This is a genomic window from Thermococcus sp. 21S7 (genome assembly GCF_012027615.1).
Lineage (GTDB): Archaea > Methanobacteriota_B > Thermococci > Thermococcales > Thermococcaceae > Thermococcus.
The window spans coordinates 281,809-295,215 of sequence record NZ_SNUT01000001.1 but is presented as its reverse complement, the minus strand read 5'-3'; the positions used below and the strand labels follow the sequence as shown (position 1 = coordinate 295,215).

The window sequence follows — 13,407 nt, the reverse complement described above, 5'->3', positions numbered from 1 at the left end:
GCACATGCTCAAGCTCAAGATCTACAAAGAAGACGGCGTCTGGTGTGTGGAGGATCCAGCCGGCTACGTAGTGGGTTGTGGCAGGACGATCGCCGAGGCCTTCAAGAACTTTGGGGAGAATCTTGAGGCCGCCATGGAGGAGTATGTTGAAGATAACGACCTCGGCAGGTTCCACATTTCTGCCATAGCCCTCCGCTATGCCCTACTCGATTGGCTGAGGTGACGGCCATGTTCGTGGAATATATTATGATCGACGGCGAGCCCGCAAAGGTTATCGAGATTGAAGATAAGTACGCTCTCGCAGAGTCGGCGAGAAACTTCTACATCCTCCTAGAAGGCAGCGATGGAAAGCACTACGTTGCCGTAAAGCTGAGCAAGCGCGAGTACACGCTTCCCGACGCGCTGAAAGAGTTCTACGACTTCGTGAGGGTGTGAACCATGACCGCAGTCTTAATATCTCTCCACGGTCACATTTCAACGGGTGGGTCATTTTGGGACAAGAAGCCCATGAAAAAAGTAAGGCTCTCAATCGAGATTTGGCCGATTACTGGCAGAAGAAACGGGTTCATCTTTACTTGTATGAGGGTTTGGTCGAGGAAGTTCGCAGTAGGGGCTACAACTTGTCGCAGGTGGTCAATATGATTCTTGCGGCGGTTGTTTCGCAGGAAGATGCTCTTTCAAGGCTTCAGAAACAGATTGTGGTGCGGTGGCCGGGATTTGAACCCGGGTCACCGGCTTGGAAGGCCGGTGTCCTAGACCAGGCTAGACTACCACCGCGCTGCTGAGAAAGTGGTGGGGCGAGGGGGATTTGAACCCCCGACACCCGGATCTTCAGTCCGGCGCTCTCCCAGGCTGAGCTACCGCCCCATGCCCAAAGATAAGGGGCAGGCAGAGATTTATAAATCTTGCGGTGGCAGAGAGGCAGGGCCGTCACGGCAGGGGAAGTCGGGAGAAGGTCATACCCTTGGCTTAACGGCGTAAACGGTCTCGTCCTCACCGATGGCATCAATCAGACCGCGGTGCCGCCTCACACAGCTTTCACACTCGCCGCAGTGTATTGGCTTTCCGTCCTCTGTGAAGCCCTTCGGCATGTAGCAGGAGTTGGAGTACTCGTACTTCGCGTCCAGCTCCTTAAGGAGCTTCGCTATGCCCCTCTTGTCGAGGTCTATGAGCGGGGCGACGACCTTAACCTCTGCCATGGTTCCGTACTTCAGCATCTCGTTCATCCTCTCGACGAACTCCGGGGTGTTGTCCGGGAATGTTGCCCCCTCCTCTGCGTTGAAGCCAACTACTATGTCCCCACCTCCGAGGGCATCCAAGAGCGAAGCGGCGACGCTTATCAGGACGACGTTACGAGCTGGAACCCAGACGCTCTTCGCCGTCTCCTGAGCGACGCTCATGTCCTCAAGCTCTTCCGCCGTAACCTTCGGCGTCTCACCACCCACAAGGGTCGTCCCCATGAGCTTCGAGAACTCCTCAAGGAAGTCCAGCCTGACTATCTTCAGCGGGACGTCCAGCTCCTTCGAGAAGAACTCTGCGACCCTGTTCGTGACCCTTTCCTCGTTGCTTCCGTAGTTCACGGTGAGCATGATGACCTCGTCGTAGTTCCTCTTCGCCCAATAAAGGCAGGCCGTCGAGTCAAGCCCACCAGAGAACAACACTAGGGCACGCTTCATTCGAACACCTCCGGGAGCAGTTTAATTCCCAGTTTTGCAGCACGGTTTCTAAGCTTTTTGTCGTAAGTTGCAATGGTTCCTATGTCCCTCGCTGTGGCGAGGATTACGGAGTCGTTGTAGTGCTTGAGACCGAGATCCCCGAAGAGCTCAAAGGCTGAAAGTAGGTATTGCCTGTCGTCTGCGAGGGCAACCCGCTCGTTCAGAAGGATTTTTGAGAGCGTCCTCTCGGCCTCCCCAGGACTGAGGCCCCCGACGGCAAGGTTCCACACGAACTCGTACACCACAATCGTCGGCAAAACGATTCTGTCGAGGGAGTTGACGAGCCTCCTTGCTTCCTCGTATCTCTCCGAACTCCTGTTGATGGAGTAGAGGAGCACGTTCGTGTCCACGACGGCTACTCCTCCCATCTTGACGCCTCCCCGAGCATCTTTTCGGCGTTCTCTTCGATTTTCTCTGGCGTGAAGTCCCTGCCCAAGTCAATGCTCGGCCACTCCATCTCGGCCTTTCTTATGACTATCTCCTCCCCCCTAAGCTCGACAGTAAGGTATTCGCCCTGCTTTATGCCGAGGGCCTTCCTAATCTCGGCAGGAATCGTTATCTGGTAGTTCCGGGTGACCTTCGTGACCGGCATAGTAGTGCACCGTAGTATAGTAGGCTTTTCTCCTATAAAGTCCTTTTGGCCCGGCGAGAAAGGAAAGAAATCACCCGAGGGCAAGCCCGACTATCTCCCTCACGCTCGAAAAGCCCTCGCTTTCGAGGTAGGCCTCGATGCCCTCGTTAATCTCCCGGAAAACCTTCCAGCCCCGGAGCGAGAGGGCCGTTCCAATCTGCAGTGCCGATGCCCCGGCGAGGAGGAACTCGACCGCGTCCTGCCAGGTGGTTATCCCGCCGATGCCTATAACCGGGATATCTAGGGTTCTTGCAAGGTCGTAAACCGCTCTCAGCGCGACGGGCTTAACCCCAGGTCCGGAGTAGCCTCCGACGTGGTTGCTGAGAACTGGCCTCCTCGCGTAGACGTCAATCGCTATCGCCTTCAGCGTGTTTATGGCCGAGACCGCATCGGCTTCAGCTTTTTCGGCCGCAAGACCGAGCTTCGTTATGTTGTCTATGTTCGGCGTCAGCTTCGCGACAACAGGCCTGTCGGTTGCGTCCTTAACGGCCTTCACCACTTCGTAAACGTTTTCCGGCTTCTGACCGATTTCCATGCCGTAGCCCTTCGCATGGGGGCAGCTGAGGTTCAGCTCGAATGCATCGGCGACGTCGCTCAGCTTCTCCGCAAGGAAGGCGAACTCCTCCGGCGTTCCGCCGAAAATCGAGACTATGAGCGGGAAGTCAAAGGTGTATCCTTCGACCATCTCAAGGAAGCCCTTCCAGCCGGGGTTCGGCAGGCCCATCGCGTTTATCAGGCCGTAGGGAAGCTCCACAATCGTTGGATTGTCGTAACCTGCCCTCGGCTCGATTCCGATTGATTTGGTGACAACCCCCCCGGCACCCTCCTCGTGCGCCCTAATCCACTGCTCCGGGACCTTGTCGTTTATTCCCGATGCGAGAATGAGCGGATTCTCGAACCTTATCCCGAAAAGCTCCACTTCAATGCTGGCCATCTTGACACCCCGAAGGCAAAAAGGTGGAGGATGGCTTTAAGGCTTTTCCATGAGCCTGAGCATCTCCTCGCCGTAGTGGAAGACTCCTGGGAAGCCGCCGGTGTGGATGAAGAGCACGGTTTCGCCGAGCTCGCCGGCCCGGGCCATCTCCATGAGGCCGTGGAAGGCTTTTCCAGTGTAAACCGGGTCGAGTAGTATTCCCTCAAGCTTCGCCACGAGCCTTATCGTTTCTCCCACCTCTCTCACGATTTTCCCGTAGGCGCCGAAGCTGTAGTCGTGTATCCTCGGCTTTTTGATCCTGCACTTGATTCCCAGGAGCTTCCTCGTCTCCTCGGCCAGGCCCGCGACCCTCTCCTCCATGTCACCGGCGAATATCCCGACGCCCATTCCCACGGGCTCCGTTTCCGCCCCAATGAGGCTCAGGCCTAGGGTTATCCCCGCCAAAGTGCCGCCGCTGCCGACGGCGTCAACCACCGTGTCGAATCCCAGGCCAAACCCGTTCGCTTGCGAAGCGATTTCTCCAACCCCCCTCACGTACCCGAGGGTCCCGACTGGGGAAGCGCCGCCTATCGGGATTATGTATGGCTTTCTGCCCTCTGCCCTCAGCTCCTCGGCTATCTCCTCCGCCATTGGAATCAGGTCGGTCGTCTTCTCGGCCTCGAAGACCCTCGTCTCTATCCCAACAAGTTTGTCAAGGAGGTAGTTGCCCCTGGGCTCTTCCCTCCCGCGAAGAACGAGGAGGGCATCCAGACCTAAGCTCTTTGCGGCCAGGGCCGTCACGAAGGCATGGTTCGAATGAACCGCACCGAGTGTTATCACCGTATCGGCACCCTTGGCTATTGCATCGCCCAGGAGGAATTCAAGCTTTCTTATCTTGTTCCCGCCGATTCCAAAGCCTGTGAGGTCATCGCGCTTGACGTAGACGTCAGCGCCGACCATCGAGCTTATCTTCGGAAGGTACTGAATCGGGGTCTCCCACTTTATCAGCTCGACCCGCGGGAACTTCGCAAGAACGGAACCTATCTTCGGGTGCATTGGAACCACCGTTAAGATTTCCATAGAACCGTTCAAAAGTTTAGCGGCGGCGGGCGCGCCCGGGGGTGGGAACCCTCCACCGTCCCCTTCCACCGGGGCTCGCTCACCCCCGCTACCCCACGAGCGCCGAACGTCCCGCCTACCGCTGCTCCCTTCCGGGCCTGGCGGGGTTCGGCGGGCAAAGGGCGTTAGCCCGGCCCTCCAGCCGGACCCCGCCCACCGCCGGCCCCGTGGGACGAGGGATCACCGTTGTGCCCCGGCTTCCGGGGACGGCTTTGGGAACCGCCCCCCGGGCTTCGGCCCCGGCATATCGACGGTTTCCGGTTGCAGGGGACGCCGAACCCCCCGGCCTAGCCCGCCGCCAGCTAACTTATCCCCCACCCAATATATAAAGCTTTGGTAATCCTTGAAACCAAAGGTGAAGAACCTTCGGATTGAAAAATTTTCATAAATACATGAACGAATAGGTGCATGGGTGATACACCATGCGCTTAACTGAACATCCTGTTCTGCGTTTTGAGCGCGGTAGGGAGGTTACAATATACTTTGAGGGCCGGCCGATCAAGGCATACGAGGGAGAAACTATAGCGACGGCCCTTCACGCCGCAGGTGTGAGGGTTTTGAACTATTCCGCCAACGAGAAGCGACCCAGGGGGCTCTTCTGCGCCATTGGCAAATGTTCCTCGTGTTTGATGGTTGTAAACGGAATACCCAACGTTAGAACCTGCATAACCCTCGTCGAGGACGGCATGAGGATCGAGCCCCAGCACGGAAAGGCCAAGCTGCCGAAGGAGGCAAAGCCGCCTGAGTTTAAGGACGCAAAGGTCGTCAGGGCGGACGTCGTTATAGTGGGCGGCGGTCCTGCGGGGCTAATGGCGGCCATCCATGCGGCCGATGCAGGAGCGAGCGTTGTTCTTCTCGATGAGAACCCCCTGCTAGGCGGTCAGCTCGTCAAGCAGACCCACAAGTTCTTCGGCAAGCGCGAGCAGTTCGCGGGAGTCAGGGGCGTGGAGATAGCGAAAATCCTTGAGGACGAAGCCAGGAAGAGGGAGAACGTTGAAATCTTCCTTGAAACGTCCGCCGTCGGCATCTTTCAGGAAGGCGACGAGAAGCTCGTCCTGGCCGTAAAGAACAACCGCAAGCTGATGGAGTTCCGCGGAAGGGCGGTTATCGTGGCAACAGGCGCGATGGAGAAGATGATACCCTTTGAGAACAACGATCTGCCTGGAATCTACGGCGCAGGTGCGATTCAGACGCTCATGAACACTTACGGCGTCAAGCCCGGCGATAAGGTTCTAATCGTTGGAGCCGGAAACGTGGGGCTTATTCTGGCGTATCAACTCATCCAGGCCGGCGTTGAGGTGAAGGCGATAGTCGAGGCCATGCCAAAGGTCGGCGGCTACTTCGTCCACGCGGCCAAGGTTAGGCGCCTGGGCGTTCCGATACTCACGAGGCACACCATCCTGCGCGCCGAGGGAAAGGAGAAGGTCGAAAGGGCAATCGTTGCCCAGCTCGATGAGAACTGGCAGGTCATCCCCGGAACGGAGAGAACCTTTGAGGTCGACGTCATAGCCCTCGCCGTTGGTTTGAGGCCCAGCATCGAGCTCCTCCACCAGGCCGGCTGTCAGATAAGGTACGTCCGTGAACTCAGCGGCCACGTGGCCGTCCGCGACGAATGGATGGAGACCACCGTCAGGGGAATATTCGTCGCCGGAGACTCGGCCGGAATAGAGGAGGCAACGACCGCTATGCTTGAGGGTAAGGTCGCCGGAATCGCCGCCGCGCTTCGGCTGGGCATAGCGGACGAAGGCTGGCTCAAGGAGATGGAGAAGGCCCAGAAAGACCTCCTGGAGTTCCGCTCCGGGCCCTTCGGCAGGCACGTGCTTGAGGGCATAAAGAAGGCCCTTATTGGAGGTGTCGCCAGTGAGTGAAATCCCCGCCTACCTCAGAAACGGTTACATCACCCCTGAGGAGCTTGAAAAGTTCATCCCCCTGCCGAGCGAGGAGAGGCTCAGAAAAAGGCCCGTTGCCGTTCCGGAGTGCCCGCAGGAGATACCCTGCGCCCCGTGCAGGGAGATATGTCCCACCGGGGCCATAAGCATGCCCACCCCGAACGACCTGCCGATAGTCGATTACGACAAGTGCATCGGCTGCTCTCTCTGCGTCCAAATCTGTCCAGGTCTGGCCTTCTTCATGGTTCACTACGTCGGCGACAAAGCGAGGATAACTATGCCCCACGAACTCCTTCCGGTTCCAGAGAAGGGCGAGGAGGTCGTTCTTCTCAACAGGGTCGGCGAGCCTGTTGGAAAGGGGAAGGTGCTCACAGTTGTGCCTAGGGAGAAGAGCAAGGGAGACACGCCGATACTCATCGTCGAGGTGCCGGTAGAGCTGGCCTGGGACGTCCGGGCGGTGAGGGTTGATAGGGGGGAGTGAAATGGCCGGAAAGAAAATCGTCTGTCGCTGTAACGACGTCACCGTTGAGGAAGTCGAGGCGCTCATCGATTCCGGCGTCACGGACATCGAAGAGCTCAAGAGGCTTCTCCGCATAGGAATGGGCCCCTGCCAGGGAAGGACCTGCATTCCCATAGTGCTGTCGATCCTCGCGAGGAAGACCGGAAGGAGGCAGGAGGAGATACCGCTTCCGAAGGCGAGGGTCCCCACGAGGCCCGTTCGCGTAGAGGTCATAGTGGGTGGTGCCGATGAGTAAAATAGCCATCATAGGCGGCGGAATAATAGGCGTTGTCACCGCCTACGAACTGGCGAAGCTCGGCGAGGAGGTAATCCTCTTCGAGAAGAACTACTTCGGCTCGGGTTCCACCTTCCGCTGTGCAACGGGAATCCGCGCCCAGTTTACTGACGAGGCCAACATTCGGCTGATGAAGCACTCCGTTGAGAGATGGGAGAAGCTTGAGGAGGAGCTGGAGAGCGACATCGTCTTCAGGCAGACCGGCTACCTGTTCCTCGCCGCGAGTGAGGAGGAGGTCGAGGCGTTTAAGGCGAACATCAGGCTCCAGAACAAGTTTGGCGTCCCAACGAGGCTCATCGATATGGACGAGGCCAGGGATATAGTGCCAATCCTCAACACCGAGCCTTTCTTAGCTGGAGCGTGGAACCCGAAGGACGGCAAGGCGAACCCCTTCAAGACGCTCTTTGCCTACCTTTTCAAGGCTAAGGAGTTCGGCGTTGATGCGAGGGAGCATACGGAAGTGGTTGGCTTCGAGCGCGAGGGAGATGCCATAACCGCCGTGAAGTTCAGGAGCAACGGGAGGATCGAGAGCGTTAAGGTCGATGCCGTTTTGAACGCGGCCAACGCCTGGGCGCCGCTCATCAACGAGATGGCAGGCCTGAAGCGCGACCTCATACCGATCACGGCATACAAGCACCAGCTCGTCAAGACCGAACCGCTGGAACCGGGACAGGCCGAACCGCTGGTCTGCCCGCCGAGCTGGAACGACGCCTATATAATCCAGGACGGTGAAGACGGAGGGATAATCTGCGGTGCCGGGATAGAGTACAAAGCCAAGAGCCTGAACGATTTTGAGCCCACCTACGACTTCCTGCGCGGCGTCCTGGATTATGCCGTCAGAATCGCCCCGCCGCTGCGCTACGCTCACGTCGTCAGACAGTGGGCCGGTTTCTATGCAAAGACACCGGACAGCAACCCGGCCATCGGAAGGCTCCTCGAAAACTTCTATATAGCGGCAGGCTTCAGCGGGCACGGCTTCATGATGGCGCCGGCCGTTGGGGAGGCGATGGCTGAGCTGATTTCAAAGGGCCGCTCGAAGGTTCCACTCGACTGGGAGTGGTACGACCCGTACCGCTTCGAGCGCGGCGAGCTCCGCACGAGCGCCTTCCAGATCGGCTGAGCCCTCTCCCTTTACCCATCTCCTCTTTTAACACCGCCGCGGCAAGAAAAAGGTTATAAAGGAGCCCCGATTAGCATCGTGAGGGTCATCATGAGGATAGTCTTTGATATAGGCGGTTCAGTTCTCGTTCCCGACGACCCGGACGTCGATTTTATCGGGAAGATGGCTTACGAGCTCATCAAGATAAGCGAGGACCATGAGGTTGCCGTGGTAGTCGGCGGCGGAAAGGTGGCGCGCAAGTACATCACGGCCGCGAAGACCTTCACGCCCAACGAGACCTTCAAGGACTACATCGGCATACACATCACCCGCGCCAACGCGATGCTTCTCATAGCGGCGCTCGGCGAGAAGGCCTATCCCTTCGTAATCCAGGACTTCCGTAAGGCCTGGGAGGTCATCCAGCTCAAGAAGATACCGATAATGGGCGGAACTCATCCCGGCCACACGACCGATGCCGTCTCGGCTCTCCTCGCCGAATACCTCCAGGCGGACCTTCTCGTCGTGGTGACGAACGTTGACGGCGTCTACGACAGCGACCCGAGGAAGAACCCGAACGCGAGGAAGCTCGACAGGATAACGACGGAACAGCTCGTCGAGATAGCGATGCAGGCCGAGAGCAAAGCCGGCGGAAGCGGCGTCGTTGATGCCCTTGCCGCCAAGTTCATCCAGCGCGGCAAGATAAAGACCTACATCGTAGGCAAGAAGGACGCCTACCACCTCTTTGACGTGGTCAAGGGCAGGCACAGTGGGACTGTGGTTGAGCCTTGAATCTTCGCAACCCTTATATATTTTGTCCGACTATTGTCCTACGGTGGTTGAATGTCCACAACCGAGAAGGTTTCGGTTCGCTTTCCTCAGGGCCTAATGCGGGAAATTGACGAACTTGTGGAGAGCGGTGAGTTCTCAAGCCGGAGCGAACTCATCAAGGAAGCCGTGAGGTTCTTCCTGCTCCACTACGAATCCCCCGAAGAGCTGTGGGAGACATACAAGCTCCTCGCGAGGGAGCGGAGGATTCCATCGGAGGAGGAAATCGAAAAGCTCCTTGAGGAAGTGGACAAGGAATGGAAGCGCTCAAGGTCGTCTTAGACACCAACGTCGTCATAACGGCCGCGATAAATCCCTTCGGGAGCTCTGGGAAGGTCATGGATTTAGTTGTTGGGAAGAAGGTTCTCTCCTGCACTTCTGAGGCAATACTTGAGGAGCTCCGCTTCAAGCTGACGAGCGAGAAGGTTCTTAAATATCTTGAGAGTCAGGTTTATGCGCTCTGGGTTTACAGAGTTTTTCGGGTCTCATCTATCATTGTGGACCCAAGCGAGCATTTTGAGGTTTCACCTGATCCCGACGACAACAAACTGTTTGACGTTGTATATTCAGCCAAGGCCGGCTTCCTGATAAGTCTGGACAAGAAGCACGTGCTGAAGCTGAGGGATGGGGAAAAGAGATTCGTATTAAACGGGCACGAGTTTCTAATCCTGACACCGGCGGAGTTCCTTGAGGTCGTCGAAAGGGATAAAAACTTGGATGTGTAATGCCTTTTTGTGAGCGTCTATGTGCAGGATGGAACGCTTTGGGAACTGCGACCCTGAGACGGCCGATCAGGAGTACTGTATTTTCCACAAGCCGAACAAGAGCGAGGAGGAAGCGAGGGAGTTTTACAGGAAGTTTCTGGAGAGGTTCAAGCCAAGGGTTGAGGAGATTGAAGTTGATGGGACTACATTGGTTTTTGAGAGACCTGTAGATGCGAGAGGTTTTGTGTTTCCGAAGATTCCACGTTCAGTAGGATTTTCATTTGAATATACTACCTTCAAGGAGGATGTTAATTTTTCACATGGAATCTTCGAATCAGGAGTATCCTTTATGGAATCCATATTTATGGGAAATGCAAAGTTTGACCACGTAACGTTTAAGAGAAACGCATACTTTCCTTTTGTTACGTTTCTTGAAGGGGTTAGTTTTTTTGCTTCGGTATTTTTAGATGATGTTCACTTTGATCGCACCATCTTTTCCAAGGGTTCAGAAAAATATCTTAATTTCATGTGGGTTCGATTCAAGGGTGATGCTTATTTTCATAACTGCTCTTTTAGGGGAAATGTTGATTCTCGCGACACGATTTTTCACAAAACAGCTTATTTCTCCCGGAGTACATTCGACGGATGGGTTAAACTTTATGGTGCCACCTTCAAAGGAGAAACAGATTTTAGTGAATGCTCGTTTTTGAGAGATTTCGTTGTCACAGATGCCAATTTCTTTGAAACTGTTTCATTTGCAGGTTCCAAATTTGGAGAATCCTCCAATCTTGAAAGTTGGGTGAATCTTTCAAATGTGGTATTTTCAAAGGGAGTAAGGTTTGATGAATGCACATTTAACCTCCCATTTCACCTTCACCGGGTTGAGTTCAAGAAAGAAGTTTCATTCGATACTTCAGAGTTCAATAGTAGGATAGTTTTCTCTAATGTTGTGTTTCGTGATTATGCTAGTTTTAGCGAGACTATATTCCGGGCACTTTCAATATTTGGCCACCTGAGTAGCGGAATGGTAGCAGTGCTCGAAGACCACGGAATAACAATCAAAAAAGATCGAGATTTGCCGGTGGTTTTTGATGCTTTAGCAGACTTCTCCGCGGTAGTATTTAATGGTTATGCCCATTTTGAGGGAACCATTTTTAAGAAAGATGTCTTCTTTGAAGGAACCTCATTTAACGAACCTGTTTCTTTTCAAGGGAAGCTCGAAAAGGAAGAATACAAATTCTATGGCGAAATAGACTTCTCCCACGTAGACATTCGCAAGAGCATTGACATTGACATTCCAAGTGAATGGTTCAAGCTCCCAGAATCTGAAATCGAAGCTCGGCGAGTTCAACGCCTCAGCTACGAAAAAGAAGGCAAACGAGAGGAAGCAGATAGGATGTTCGTCCTCGAAATGCGCGCTAAGTGTAGGGCTCGGCTAAAAAACGCACGAGACAAGTTAAGCAAAGTTAAAGCCTATGTTCATAATTTCGTGGAATGGCTACTGGCAGATTTGCCTTCAGAATACGGCACGAATTGGGTTCGACTGTTCCTATTTTCGTTGCTTGTAATTATTGGAACCGCAGTTCCATACACCATCTGGAGTCACAAAATTGACGGATTCCCAGAAACTTCAAACATCGTTGTCCGTTTCCTCAACGCCCTCTACTACTCCCTCGTCACCTTCACCACCCTCGGCTACGGCGACATGCACCCGACCGGCTGGCTTAAAGCTTTGAGTGCAATCGAAGCCCTAACCGGAGCAGTCTTCATGGCGCTCATCGTTGCGGTGATTGCCCGTAAATGGATGCGCTGACTCAATCCTTTTATATTCCCTGCACATAGTTAGAAACGGTGGGAAGATGGAAGCCGACCCGATAAACGTTCTCCTCTACGATATCCGCGAGATGAGGAAAAGACTCGACGAGATGGAAAAGGCCCTCCTGATGCTCAAGGCGAGGCTAATTGAGGAGGAAGAGGGCGAAAGCCCCGAAGAAATCGAGGCTCTCGAAAGAGAAGCGCTTGAGAGCGGGAAGGAGTGGGAAGAGCTGAAGAGGGAGCTCGGACTATGAGCTTTAGGGTCATCATCGGTAAAAGGGCCGAGAATGGAATACGAAATCTTCCTCCCGCCCACCTAAAGCGTTTTGCTGAACTCGTTGAGACGCTGAAAATCAACCCAGTTCTAGTGGAAAGTTTTGACGTCAGAAAGATGCGTGGTTCTGAGAGGGCTTACCGAGTTAGACTTGGCAATTACCGGGTTCTTTACACAGTCCGCTGGGATAAAGACATCATTGTTATTTTGAAGGTCGAACCCCGCGAAAGGGCCTATCGCTGACAACCTAAGGTTAAAGCCAACTTTTTATACCTCCTCGTCCTTCTTCCTTCGGTGGTGCTCATGAAAATCGTGGTCGTCGGTTCTGGTACAGCGGGAAGCAACTTCGCGCTGTTCATGCGCAAGCTCGACAGGAAAGCCGAGATAACCGTCATCGGAAAGGAGGATACCATGCAGTACTCCCCCTGCGCCCTGCCGCACGTCATCAGCGGCACGATCGAGAAGCCCGAAGATGTTATCGTCTTCCCGAACGAGTTCTACGAGAGGCAGAAAATCAACCTCCTGCTCGGAACGGAGGTCAAATTCATCGACCGCGAGAGGAAGGTCGTGGTCACCGATAAGGGCGAGGTTCCCTACGACAAGCTCGTTCTGGCGGTTGGCTCGAAGGCCTTCGTCCCGCCGATAAAGGGCGTTGAGAACGAGGGAGTGTTCACCCTCAAGAGCCTCGACGACGTGCGCAGAATCAGGGCCTACGTCGCCGAGAGGAAGCCGAAGAAGGCCGTCGTCATCGGCGCCGGTTTAATCGGCCTCGAAGGGGCCGAGGCTTTTGCCAAGCTCGGCATGGAGGTTCTGGTCGTCGAGCTTATGGACAGGCTTATGCCAACGATGCTCGACAAAGACACCGCTAGGCTCGTTCAGGCCGAGATGGAAGATCACGGTGTCTCCTTCCGCTTCGGCGCTGGGGTCAGCGAGATAATCGGCAGTCCCGTTGAGGCGGTTAGGATAGGCGAGGAGGAAGTCCCTGCCGACCTCGTCCTCGTCGCCACCGGCGTGAGGGCCAACACCGACCTCGCAAAGGCGGCCGGTCTAGACGTGCACTGGGGAATTGTCGTGAACGAGCACCTCCAGACCAGCGACCCTGACATCTACGCGATAGGCGACTGCGCAGAGGTCATCGATGCGGTAACCGGCGAGAGGACGCTCAGCCAGCTCGGAACGAGCGCGGTGAGGATGGCTAAGGTGGCAGCGGAACACATAGCCGGAAAGGACGTCTCCTTCAGGCCGGTATTCAACACCGCAATAACCGAGCTCTTCGGCCTTGAGATAGGCACCTTCGGAATAACCGAGGAGCGGGCGAAGAAGGAGGGGGTTGAGATAGCCGTCGGTAAGTTCAAGGGCTCCACCAAGCCGGAGTACTACCCGGGTGGAAAGCCGATAACGGTCAAGGTTATCTTCAGGAAGTCAGACAGGAAGCTCATCGGAGCGCAGATAGTCGGCGGCGAGCGCGTCTGGGGCAGGATAATGACCCTCTCGGCCCTTGCCCAGAAGGGAGCGACCGTTGAGGACGTCGTTTACCTTGAGACCGCCTACGCTCCGCCGGTGAGCCCGACGATAGACCCGATAAGCGTTGCGGCCGAGATGGCGCTGAGGAGGTTCCGGTGATTCTTT

At 55.4% G+C, this 13,407-nt stretch carries 18 protein-coding genes, 2 tRNA genes and 1 other RNA gene; 13 read left to right on the top strand and 8 right to left on the bottom strand.

Features of this window, described 5'->3' with window-relative positions:
• Positions 1 to 4: 4 nt before the first annotated feature.
• Both E3E51_RS01575 and E3E51_RS01570 read left to right on the top strand, forming a co-directional pair.
• Entirely contained in the window at positions 5 to 223 is a 219-nt protein-coding gene (locus E3E51_RS01575; protein WP_167911364.1) for a type II toxin-antitoxin system HicB family antitoxin, read from the top strand.
• Between the two features lie 5 nt (positions 224 to 228).
• Entirely contained in the window at positions 229 to 435 is a 207-nt protein-coding gene (locus tag E3E51_RS01570; protein WP_167911363.1) for a hypothetical protein, read from the top strand.
• Between the two features lie 264 nt (positions 436 to 699).
• Here the strand turns inward: E3E51_RS01570 and E3E51_RS01565 are convergent.
• The 8 genes from E3E51_RS01565 to ffs form a co-directional block, all read right to left on the bottom strand.
• A tRNA-Gly gene (locus E3E51_RS01565) sits at positions 700 to 777 on the bottom strand.
• Positions 778 to 790: 13 nt separating this feature from the next.
• Positions 791 to 867, bottom strand: a tRNA-Phe gene (locus E3E51_RS01560).
• 89 nt (positions 868 to 956) lie between these two features.
• Positions 957 to 1,676, bottom strand: coding sequence for a 7-cyano-7-deazaguanine synthase QueC (queC, locus tag E3E51_RS01555; RefSeq protein ID WP_167911362.1), 720 nt, complete (start codon positions 1,674 to 1,676; stop codon positions 957 to 959).
• Positions 1,673 to 2,083: a PIN domain-containing protein gene (locus E3E51_RS01550; RefSeq protein WP_167911361.1), complete on the bottom strand. Its 411-nt coding sequence runs from the start codon at positions 2,081 to 2,083 to the stop codon at positions 1,673 to 1,675. The genes queC and E3E51_RS01550 overlap by 4 nt, the downstream gene beginning before the upstream one ends.
• Positions 2,071 to 2,307 carry an AbrB/MazE/SpoVT family DNA-binding domain-containing protein gene (locus E3E51_RS01545; protein WP_167911360.1) on the bottom strand — a complete coding sequence of 79 codons (237 nt, stop codon included), beginning with the start codon at positions 2,305 to 2,307 and terminating at the stop codon, positions 2,071 to 2,073. The genes E3E51_RS01550 and E3E51_RS01545 overlap by 13 nt, the downstream gene beginning before the upstream one ends.
• 70 nt (positions 2,308 to 2,377) lie before the next feature.
• Positions 2,378 to 3,280 carry a dihydroorotate dehydrogenase gene (locus E3E51_RS01540; protein ID WP_167911359.1) on the bottom strand — a complete coding sequence of 301 codons (903 nt, stop codon included), beginning with the start codon at positions 3,278 to 3,280 and terminating at the stop codon, positions 2,378 to 2,380.
• A gap of 36 nt (positions 3,281 to 3,316) precedes the next feature.
• A complete protein-coding gene (locus E3E51_RS01535) occupies positions 3,317 to 4,315 on the bottom strand; it encodes a pyridoxal-phosphate dependent enzyme (protein ID WP_167911671.1) in 999 nt (332 codons plus the stop codon).
• A 47-nt stretch (positions 4,316 to 4,362) separates the two neighbouring features.
• Positions 4,363 to 4,676, bottom strand: an RNA gene (gene ffs / locus E3E51_RS01530) — signal recognition particle sRNA.
• A gap of 124 nt (positions 4,677 to 4,800) precedes the next feature.
• Here ffs and E3E51_RS01525 point away from each other — a divergent pair.
• The 11 genes from E3E51_RS01525 to E3E51_RS01475 all read left to right on the top strand — a co-directional run bounded on the left by E3E51_RS01525 (position 4,801) and on the right by E3E51_RS01475 (position 13,401).
• On the top strand, positions 4,801 to 6,246 hold the full coding sequence (locus E3E51_RS01525; protein ID WP_167911358.1) for an FAD-dependent oxidoreductase: 1,446 nt from the start codon (positions 4,801 to 4,803) through the stop codon (positions 6,244 to 6,246).
• The gene (locus E3E51_RS01520; RefSeq protein ID WP_167911357.1) at positions 6,239 to 6,748 is read left to right on the top strand and encodes a 4Fe-4S binding protein; all 510 of its coding nucleotides are present in this window, start codon (positions 6,239 to 6,241) and stop codon (positions 6,746 to 6,748) included. Before E3E51_RS01525 ends, E3E51_RS01520 begins: the two co-directional genes overlap by 8 nt.
• A 1-nt stretch (position 6,749) precedes the next feature.
• Positions 6,750 to 7,022, top strand: a complete 273-nt coding sequence (locus E3E51_RS01515) for a (2Fe-2S)-binding protein (protein WP_167911356.1) — start codon at positions 6,750 to 6,752, stop codon at positions 7,020 to 7,022.
• On the top strand, positions 7,015 to 8,181 hold the full coding sequence (locus tag E3E51_RS01510) for an FAD-binding oxidoreductase (RefSeq protein WP_167911670.1): 1,167 nt from the start codon (positions 7,015 to 7,017) through the stop codon (positions 8,179 to 8,181). Before E3E51_RS01515 ends, E3E51_RS01510 begins: the two co-directional genes overlap by 8 nt.
• A gap of 90 nt (positions 8,182 to 8,271) precedes the next feature.
• Positions 8,272 to 8,949 (top strand): UMP kinase, encoded by a 678-nt coding sequence (pyrH, locus tag E3E51_RS01505; protein ID WP_167911669.1) that lies wholly within the window; start codon positions 8,272 to 8,274, stop codon positions 8,947 to 8,949.
• Positions 8,950 to 9,000: 51 nt separating this feature from the next.
• A complete protein-coding gene (locus E3E51_RS01500) occupies positions 9,001 to 9,267 on the top strand; it encodes a ribbon-helix-helix domain-containing protein (RefSeq protein ID WP_167911355.1) in 267 nt (88 codons plus the stop codon).
• On the top strand, positions 9,243 to 9,710 hold the full coding sequence (locus E3E51_RS01495; RefSeq protein WP_167911354.1) for a putative toxin-antitoxin system toxin component, PIN family: 468 nt from the start codon (positions 9,243 to 9,245) through the stop codon (positions 9,708 to 9,710). The genes E3E51_RS01500 and E3E51_RS01495 overlap by 25 nt, the downstream gene beginning before the upstream one ends.
• A gap of 28 nt (positions 9,711 to 9,738) precedes the next feature.
• Positions 9,739 to 11,502: a potassium channel family protein gene (locus tag E3E51_RS01490; protein ID WP_167911353.1), complete on the top strand. Its 1,764-nt coding sequence runs from the start codon at positions 9,739 to 9,741 to the stop codon at positions 11,500 to 11,502.
• Positions 11,503 to 11,548: 46 nt separating this feature from the next.
• Complete coding sequence (locus E3E51_RS01485) at positions 11,549 to 11,758, top strand: hypothetical protein (RefSeq protein ID WP_167911352.1); 210 nt, start codon at positions 11,549 to 11,551, stop codon at positions 11,756 to 11,758.
• Positions 11,755 to 12,021, top strand: coding sequence for a type II toxin-antitoxin system RelE/ParE family toxin (locus E3E51_RS01480; RefSeq protein ID WP_167911351.1), 267 nt, complete (start codon positions 11,755 to 11,757; stop codon positions 12,019 to 12,021). Before E3E51_RS01485 ends, E3E51_RS01480 begins: the two co-directional genes overlap by 4 nt.
• Positions 12,022 to 12,081: 60 nt before the next feature.
• On the top strand, positions 12,082 to 13,401 hold the full coding sequence (locus tag E3E51_RS01475) for an FAD-dependent oxidoreductase (RefSeq protein ID WP_167911668.1): 1,320 nt from the start codon (positions 12,082 to 12,084) through the stop codon (positions 13,399 to 13,401).
• Positions 13,402 to 13,407: the final 6 nt, after the last annotated feature.